The sequence below is a fragment of the Halorubrum sp. 48-1-W genome, assembly GCF_003287355.1.
Lineage (GTDB): Archaea > Halobacteriota > Halobacteria > Halobacteriales > Haloferacaceae > Halorubrum.
In genome coordinates this window covers 1-7907 of record NZ_QMIM01000057.1, presented here as the reverse complement: position 1 = coordinate 7907, position 7907 = coordinate 1, and the positions used below count along the sequence as shown (strand labels likewise).

The following is a 7907-nucleotide window of genomic DNA, read 5'->3' as shown; positions in this document are numbered from 1 at the left end:
AGTGAGTTCTTCAAGCTCGTCTGTACGGAAACCGAGGACGTCACTGGCGGCAAGGCCGACAACCGTGGTGGACTCGCCGGCAACGACGAGCGGTTCTACAACCGGTATTACGACATTCCGTGTCCGAGCGTCGGTCCGCGCGGCGACCGTGCTCACGGTCCCGACGAATACGCGGAGATCGACTCACTGGTAGAGACGGCACAGATCCTCGCAACAACTGCTATGGACTGGTGTGGCGTCAAAAACATCAAATAAGTAGCCTGTCATCGGCTTTCTCGACGTCCTGAGGTAGTAGTGATCGTTGGCCGGTGTCAGGCTGTTTTATTTTGCTGATGATCAAAATATGGTTCGGAGACGGTTCACTTGATCTTAGAGACGGTCTGGAACGCGCTCTATTGAACGAAGGGTTCTCCCGTGAGAGAAGGACCACGACAACGACGCGTTCGTCAAGCGGAGCTGTCTGACACCCATATCCGTGTACAGAACCGCACGTTTGTGAGGTTTTTGATGGACTATTCCAGCGATTTACCATATCGTTCGCTACTCAGGAACTTTGTGAGTTAACCAAGTCGTGATCGGTCCGCGACTGTGTTCGTTATTTGAGATTCGTATCGATACACTCTACAAGAAATCGATAAAAAATCTTCGCGCGAACCGAAGGTTACGTTTGGGCAATCCGTTCGACGTTCGTCACGAAGACTGCCGTGAGTACCATCATCACGGCGACCAGGAGAAAGACAACACTGAGCACGTTCACTTCGGGCGTCGCCGTGTACTGGATCTGGTTCCACAGATAGATCGGCATCGTCTCCACGCCGGTTCCACGGACGAAGTAGGTGTAGACGAACTCGTTGAACGAGATGGTGAACGCGAGGAGACCACCGGCAATCATTCCCGGCAAGATGTTCGGAAGCGTCACTTGGAAGAACGTCTGAATTTCGTTAGCGCCGAGATCCTTCGACGCTTCCTCGAGACTCTGATCGAACGAGAGGAAGGTCGGCAGGATGATAAGCGCGGCGAACGGCAATGTTCGGATAACGTGTGAGACGACGATCGGTCCGAACCCACCACCAAGCTGGAGGGATCCGAAGAACAGTGTAAGCGAGATACCGACTACGAGGAGCGGAACGATAAGCGGTAATGACACGAGGATCTGGAGAGTGTCTTTCCCACGGAAGTCATATCGACCGATACCGTACGAAAGCATGGTTGCGAGCGCGACGGTGATCGGCGTTGCAACGATACTTATCTGTAGTGTTGTAAGTATCGAATCGATCGCGGAGTCGTTATTGAGGAAGACGAAATACCAGTCCAGCGTGAGTCCGGACGGTGGGAACGAAAGCACACCGTCCGCGGCAAACGACATGAACGCAACGATCAAGATCGGGAGCCAGAGTGCAAGAATCACAATAACTGTCGTGATCTGTCCGATTCGGACACCGTATTCGTGAGCAAACCGTTCGAGTCGTCCACCGATTCCAGTCATGTGTTTTCACCTCCCCGCCCGGCGACAGCCCGAGTACCGACCATCGCACTGACGACGAGAAGTAGAATCATGAAGACGGATATCACGATTCCGAGGGCTGCTCCGAACGGCCAATTAAACGCCTGATTAAATTGTTGGTCGATGATGTTCCCGACCATCACTTGTTCAGTCCCGCCGAGAAGTCCCGGCGTAACAAACGAGCCAAACGCCGGGATCGCCACGAGAACGATACCGGCCATTAGACCATTAAATGTCATAGGGAGGGTCACCGTAAAGAATGTTTTAATAGGTCCCGCACCGAGATCCTTCGAGGCGTCGATCAAGTCCGTATCGAAGTTCGTGAGTGAGGCGTAAAACGGTAGCGTAGCAAGTGGAAGCCACACGTATGTTAGTCCGAGTAGTACGGCTTCGTTTGTGTAGAGAATTCCCATCGTTTCGTCGACGACACCAAACAGGTTCAGTACCCAACTGAGTACTCCTCCATTTTGAAAGATGTTGATCAAGGCATACATTCGGACGATGTAGTTCGTCCAGAAAGGTAGAATGATCAACAGTAGGAGTAACGTGGTCCGTTTGGTGAATCGAACCATACTGTATGCAAGCGAGTATCCGAGGACGGTGACAACGAAAGTCGTCTGTGCCGTTAACGAGACGGTACGCCAGAGAACGCTGAGATACCTATCATTAAGCACCATGGCGTAATTATCTAACGTAAACGTACCACCAGGTGGGAGTCCATCGAGTAAGGAGAGCGAAAACATCGATATAAGCGGTAAAACGAAGAAGCTGATCAGCATGAGAACGGGTAACCCGACGAGTATAAATAGTCGGGCTCGCGGGTGATCACGGAAGAACGTGTGTGATCTGCGTACGAGTGAACTGTTTCCGAGGTAGGTGCTGATCGCAGACAGCGACATGATCAACTCCCCTCAACAGCATACACAAACGTATTACTCCCATCCCAATCCATGGAGACCGTGGTATCGATATCGATGTCAGTCGTTTGCTCCTCGTCAATAACGAGGAACTCACCCCATGACGTATCGACCACATAAGCGGTTTCGTTTCCACGGTACATACGATTCTGTATCGTTCCGGTGATCGAACCGTCGACTGCCTCCCGCTGAACTCGGGTATCGTATGGGCGAACACACAGATCGACCTGATCATCCTTCTGTAAGGAGATCCCGCCCGGAATCTGAAGTTCCGAACGAGAGTAAGTGAAATCCAGGTCCCGAGCAGTGAATGTCACTTGATCCTCAGTTAACGCCGAGACGCGTGCCGAGATGGAGTTGAGGTCACCGAGGAAGTCCGCTACAAATTCGGATGTTGGGGAATCGTACAGTTCCTCGACCGATCCGATCTGTTCAATGACACCATCATTGAGTATCACCATTCGGTCGGATATCGAGAGGGCGATCTCCTGATCGTGTGTGACATAAAGGAACGTAATTCCAGTCTCTTCTTGGATCCGCTGGAGTTCGAACTGCATGTGCTGGCGGAGTTTGCGATCCAGTGATGCCAAGGGTTCGTCGAAGAGCACGACTTCGGGCTCGTTGACGATGGCACGGGCGAGTGCGACACGCTGTTGTTCACCACCACTCAGTTCCGAGATGTCTCGATCGGCATATCCACCCAACTGAACCATCTCCAACATTTCTTCGACGGACTCCTTGCGCTCGGCTTTGTCGACATCACGTTGTTTCAACCCATATTCGATATTCTCCCCGACCGTCAGGTGGGGAAACAATGCCAGGTGCTGAAACACCATGTTGGTGTCGCGTTCGAACGGGGGTTGATCCGTAATGTCTTCACCGGATAGGGTAATCGTTCCAGCCGAAGGATTCTCGAAACCAGCGATCATCCGGAGGATGGTTGATTTACCGGACCCGCTGGGTCCAAGAATTGAAACGAATTCACCCTCTTCGATTTCGAAGTTTGCCCCATCTACGGCGACGAGGGAGCCGAATTCCTTTCGTAGATCGTCTATTGTTAATATGCTCATTGGTTTGTATGTGAATTAGCTTTCATACGGATTTATTCGAAATAGTTGGGACACGTTTCATCACCGGGTTTTCACCAACCCTTGATAAAAGTAACGTATGTGGGTTGTAGACAGAGCACAAATAGCAATACAATATTAGATCACAATAATGATCTCGTTCTCACTCCGATCGGCGTTACCAGCGTTACCGAGCCGATGTGAGAACACCAATGTCGATCCCACACCCTCGAAAGGACGCTATCGGAATTTCTGTTTGATCCAAATCGGTTAGTGACTGTATGAATTAGAACGATGACTATTTGTACTATTATGTAACCTTCGGTAGGTTGATAGGAAATTATAAGTATAACCGTTACTGTTCACGATTGTATGCCGTTAGATAACATAGATCGGCGGACATTGATGAAAGCGGCGGGTAGCGCAGGAAGTGTCGCTGCCCTCAGTGGTTGTATGGGTGGTGGCGGGGACGAGGAACTGGAAGACATCAGTTTGATGGACATCGAAGAAGTCCCCACCGAAAACCAGGAGAGCGAACTGAACATCTGGAACTGGTACGTACAGTGGGTTGAGTGGGGAGCAGAACAGTACGAGGAAGAGTACCCGGACGTCTCGACGACAGTTGAAGGCTACTCACAACCGACGCAGTGGTTCTCCCAACTACAGTCCGGCGACCACCAGATCGATAACATTGGAACCACAGCGGAGTGGACGGAACGTGGAATCGATCAAGACTTCCTCCAAGAGATCCCGTACGATCGGATCCCGAACTGGGAGAACCTCGATGAACGGTTCACTCAACCCATCCTCGACAACTTATCGGGTGACGAAGGCGTGTACGCGATACCCCATTCGATGAGTGTGTTCCCATCTCTCGTGTATAATAACGAGCACTTCGACGAGCCACCGAGCTCGTGGGATGTTCTCTGGGATGACGAGTACGCAGACGAGATGGCGATAATGGCGCACTACTCGTCCGCACCGGGTAAGCTTGCGGCTCTATACACGGGCCAGGATCCAAACGATCCCGATGACTTCGACGAACTCCAAGAGGTACTGATCAACCAGAAGGAGTTATTGACGACTTATGGGACCGAACACGAGTCCCACATGCAGGCGTTCATTAACGAGGACATCATCCTCGGAACTCACACCAGTGGTCGGATCAACATCGCGAATTACGGCCATGATGCAGATCACGTTTCGTGGACCGTACCCGAAGAAGGGTCGATGTTCGGGATCGATCTAATTGTTGTTCCTGAGGGGCCAAACCCGCGCAACACGATCAACTTCTTGAACATGATGTTGAGTATGGATTCATTCCGAGAATTTGTGAACATCATGAACTACAAGCCACCGATCAACAATTTGTCAGAAGAACTCTCACAAGACGATCGGATCCCAGAGGGACTCATCGAAGACGTCAACTGGGGAGACGAAATATTCGAGAACTTGATTTGGTCGGGGCCGCTCCCCGACGACGTTCAAGAACAGTACGACGAAGTCTGGACGGAGGTACAGGCGGCATAAAAGCGGCTAATTGACACGAGAACACGTTAGCAACGAATTCGATTCCGTGTTTCGAATCAGTATCGGAGCACTATCGAACGGGGAATTGTACCTTGATTATTCTGCTCTGTTAAACTCGCTGAAGGCGTAGCGATCGGTCTCGTTCAGTTCATAAGAACAGCTGTCCAGAGTAACTACATCGTCTCATTTTTATACGAAATCAAGTACGTTCATATCAGATGAATATCACACAAATAATGATCCGATTGTTGAATGAGATTCAAAAATACAGAATTAAGCGAATATTTATTTATTTTGGGTCTACAGTGTAGCACAATGTCTAAAGACTTCCCGTTACCTGACGACCTCCCAGTACCGAAGGACGACGGTGTAGCTGACCACCTCCAAGGGAGGAAGATATGCGACGTGTTTCTCCCAGCGACCGACGACACGACGGTTAACCTCCAGGAACTCCCGCCTCAAACGATTATATATATCTACCCACAGACAGGACGGCCAGACAAGGACGTAATCCCCGAAGGGTGGGAAGACGTTCCCGGTGCCCGTGGCTGTACTCCTGAGTCACGTGGTTTCCAGAGCCATTACGAGGAACTTCGAGATGAGGGAATCAGACGGGTATTCGGACTGTCTACGCAGTCAATCGAGTACCAACGAGAGGCACGTGACCGTCTACACCTCCCCTTCGAGATGCTCAGCGATGCCAAGTGGGAACTTACAGACGAACTTGACTTGCCGACGTTCACCATCGAGGGCAACGAGTATCTGAAGCGGTTGACGCTGATCATCTCCGAAGGACGTATCGAACATGTCTTTTATCCGATCTTCCCACCGGACGAACACGCAAGCGAAGTCCTAGAATGGATACGGAACAATCCCCACTAGATCGTCTACACTACTATGTGTATGGTTTTATTTCTTTTCACTCAACCCAATTACGCCTGTAGCCGTCTTCGAAGTTCAACAGTACCTCTGGCGCGACTCCGACGCGTGTCTCACCTTCGTTGGTCCGCACGACAAGACTCTCTACAGCGGGAGCACACGGAAACACTCCTCAAAACGGTAGTGGCCACCCCGAGCACCACTCTCAACCACCGTGGAATGACAGACAAGTTGACCAGTACTTTGAGACGATGGTGCTGACGCGACTCAACACACGCCACATCCGATGGGTGATGTGGAGCGTTCTCGCGTTCGCGTACTTGCTTATGAGTTTCACTCGTGTCTCAACGGCGGTACTGGCGGAGTCGCTGACGCTCGCGTTCAACGTCACAGCAACTGAACTCGGGTTGCTCCACTCGTCGTTCTTCTACCTCTACGCTGCCATGCAGTTGCCCGCCGGGGTATTTGCAGACCGGTACGGCCCGCGCCGCGTCGCCGGGACAGGCACATTCGTCATGGGGTTCGGTGCCGTGGCGTTCGCAATGAGTGACTCGTTCCTCGTGAGCTTTCTGGCTCGTGCACTCGTAGGCTTCGGCGGGAGCGTCATCTTCCTCGCGATCCTCCGATTCGCCGTGACATGGTTCCGATCGGATGAGTACGCAACCGTGACGGGCCTGACTATCGGCGTTTCAGCGCTCGGTGGTATCATCGCCACAACACCGCTCGCCATCGCTACATCTGTCATCGGGTGGCGGTCATCAATGCTCGTTATCGGATCATTGTGTATCGTCAGCGCTCTCTTTATTTTCCTGTCGGTCCGTGACCGACCGGTCGATACAACCGACGACGAGTCACCAGAACTAACCGCCGACGATGGACCTACTTCACTCCGTGACGACTTGCGGTCCGTCCTTAGCTGCTCGGACGTCTGGGCCCTCGGCATTCTCAACTTTCTGATCCTCGGCGTCAACTTCACTATCATCGGCCTGTGGGGCGTCCCATATCTCGTCCACCTCTACGACCTTTCTGTCGCGCGCGCGTCGTTGTATGTCCTCGCTGGCAACGTTGGCCTCCTTATTGGCTCACCGCTGTTTGGGTGGGTTGCGGACCGTACCGCCGCTCACACTGCGCTAGTGTTGATCTCGACACTCGTGTTCTGTGTCGTCTTCGGCACCCTTTCAGCTCTCGGGACTCCGCCTCTCGTTTTCGTCGGCATTCTCTTTTTTATGGCCATGTTCGTCAATGGCGGCGTGTCACTCGTGTTCACCGTCGGGCGTCAGCGACATCCCGACGAGGTGAGCGGAACGGTGAGCGGGACAATAAACAGCGTCGGCTACTTCGGCGCTGCCGTCGTGCCCGCAGTAATGGGTGTGGTGCTCGATGTCTTCTGGACCGGGAAGACTGTCGATGGCACGCCTGTGTACTCCTTTACAGGCTATCGTGTCGCGTTCGGTATCGCCACAGTTGCCGGCTTCGCGGCCCTCGCGTGCGCACTCTGGATTCACCGGATTCGACGGCCAAGCTAGCGTTGTGCGGCTAGCGTACCGACTCATGAGCATCAAGAGACCACACGCTATCCCGTACCGACGAACATCGCCGTTTTCAGCGAGCGTAGGCGGCGAGCCGAGCGGTGTTAGTAATGCCATGCCATTCCCGGTCGGTAACATGACATCGATGGTAACATGTACCCCCGGATAGCAGATTGTCGCAGACTCTCAAAACATTTCACGTCATATTGCCACGGAGACTCCCACAAACGACAGGTACAGCACTTCCGCTTCGCCGTCAGTGTAAAGTCGACGCTATCCTACCTCCTTCTACGAATTCAACAGAGCAGGTCACTTAATTTTTCTTCCGTCTCGTCGAGTCCGTGCGAGTTCAGTATGGTCTCTTCAGTGTAGTCGCGTAACATCACGCTCTCATCTGCTTTGATTGAGGTGATCACAAATCAATCATCAGTACATCACAAAGCCGGTTAGTTGAGGCGTCTGCTTGCTGAAGGTGTGTCTA

General features: G+C 52.3%; 7 protein-coding genes. 4 read left to right on the top strand and 3 right to left on the bottom strand.

The features are described 5' to 3' along the window. Positions 1 to 255: M20/M25/M40 family metallo-hydrolase (locus DQW50_RS17405; RefSeq protein ID WP_114526143.1), on the top strand; the 255-nt coding region annotated here is incomplete at its 5' end. 406 nt (positions 256 to 661) lie between these two features. Here the strand turns inward: DQW50_RS17405 and DQW50_RS17400 are convergent. The 3 genes from DQW50_RS17400 to DQW50_RS17390 all read right to left on the bottom strand — a co-directional run bounded on the left by DQW50_RS17400 (position 662) and on the right by DQW50_RS17390 (position 3491). Further along, entirely contained in the window at positions 662 to 1486 is an 825-nt protein-coding gene (locus DQW50_RS17400) for an ABC transporter permease (protein WP_112080517.1), read from the bottom strand. Beyond that, entirely contained in the window at positions 1483 to 2283 is an 801-nt protein-coding gene (locus tag DQW50_RS17395) for an ABC transporter permease (RefSeq protein ID WP_241964481.1), read from the bottom strand. The genes DQW50_RS17400 and DQW50_RS17395 overlap by 4 nt, the downstream gene beginning before the upstream one ends. A gap of 122 nt (positions 2284 to 2405) precedes the next feature. Continuing rightward, positions 2406 to 3491 (bottom strand): ABC transporter ATP-binding protein, encoded by a 1086-nt coding sequence (locus DQW50_RS17390; RefSeq protein ID WP_112080515.1) that lies wholly within the window; start codon positions 3489 to 3491, stop codon positions 2406 to 2408. 369 nt (positions 3492 to 3860) lie between these two features. On the opposite strand from DQW50_RS17390, the gene DQW50_RS17385 reads away from it, so the two are divergent. The 3 genes from DQW50_RS17385 (at position 3861) to DQW50_RS17375 (ending at position 7423) form a co-directional block, all read left to right on the top strand. Next, the gene (locus DQW50_RS17385) at positions 3861 to 5018 is read left to right on the top strand and encodes a PotD/PotF family extracellular solute-binding protein (RefSeq protein WP_198664720.1); all 1158 of its coding nucleotides are present in this window, start codon (positions 3861 to 3863) and stop codon (positions 5016 to 5018) included. 315 nt (positions 5019 to 5333) lie between these two features. Beyond that, complete coding sequence (locus DQW50_RS17380) at positions 5334 to 5900, top strand: peroxiredoxin (protein ID WP_112080514.1); 567 nt, start codon at positions 5334 to 5336, stop codon at positions 5898 to 5900. Positions 5901 to 6190: 290 nt separating this feature from the next. Further along, positions 6191 to 7423 (top strand): MFS transporter, encoded by a 1233-nt coding sequence (locus DQW50_RS17375; RefSeq protein WP_241964480.1) that lies wholly within the window; start codon positions 6191 to 6193, stop codon positions 7421 to 7423. Positions 7424 to 7907 lie beyond the last annotated feature (484 nt).

Coding starts and splice junctions, on each gene's coding strand:
- DQW50_RS17395 (WP_241964481.1), bottom strand. CDS start 2,283: ATGCTGATCAGCTTCTTCGTTTTACCGCTTATATCGATGTTTTCGCTC.
- DQW50_RS17385 (WP_198664720.1), top strand. CDS start 3,861: ATGCCGTTAGATAACATAGATCGGCGGACATTGATGAAAGCGGCGGGT.
- DQW50_RS17375 (WP_241964480.1), top strand. CDS start 6,191: ATGTGGAGCGTTCTCGCGTTCGCGTACTTGCTTATGAGTTTCACTCGT.
- DQW50_RS17390 (WP_112080515.1), bottom strand. CDS start 3,491: ATGAGCATATTAACAATAGACGATCTACGAAAGGAATTCGGCTCCCTC.
- DQW50_RS17380 (WP_112080514.1), top strand. CDS start 5,334: ATGTCTAAAGACTTCCCGTTACCTGACGACCTCCCAGTACCGAAGGAC.
- DQW50_RS17400 (WP_112080517.1), bottom strand. CDS start 1,486: ATGACTGGAATCGGTGGACGACTCGAACGGTTTGCTCACGAATACGGT.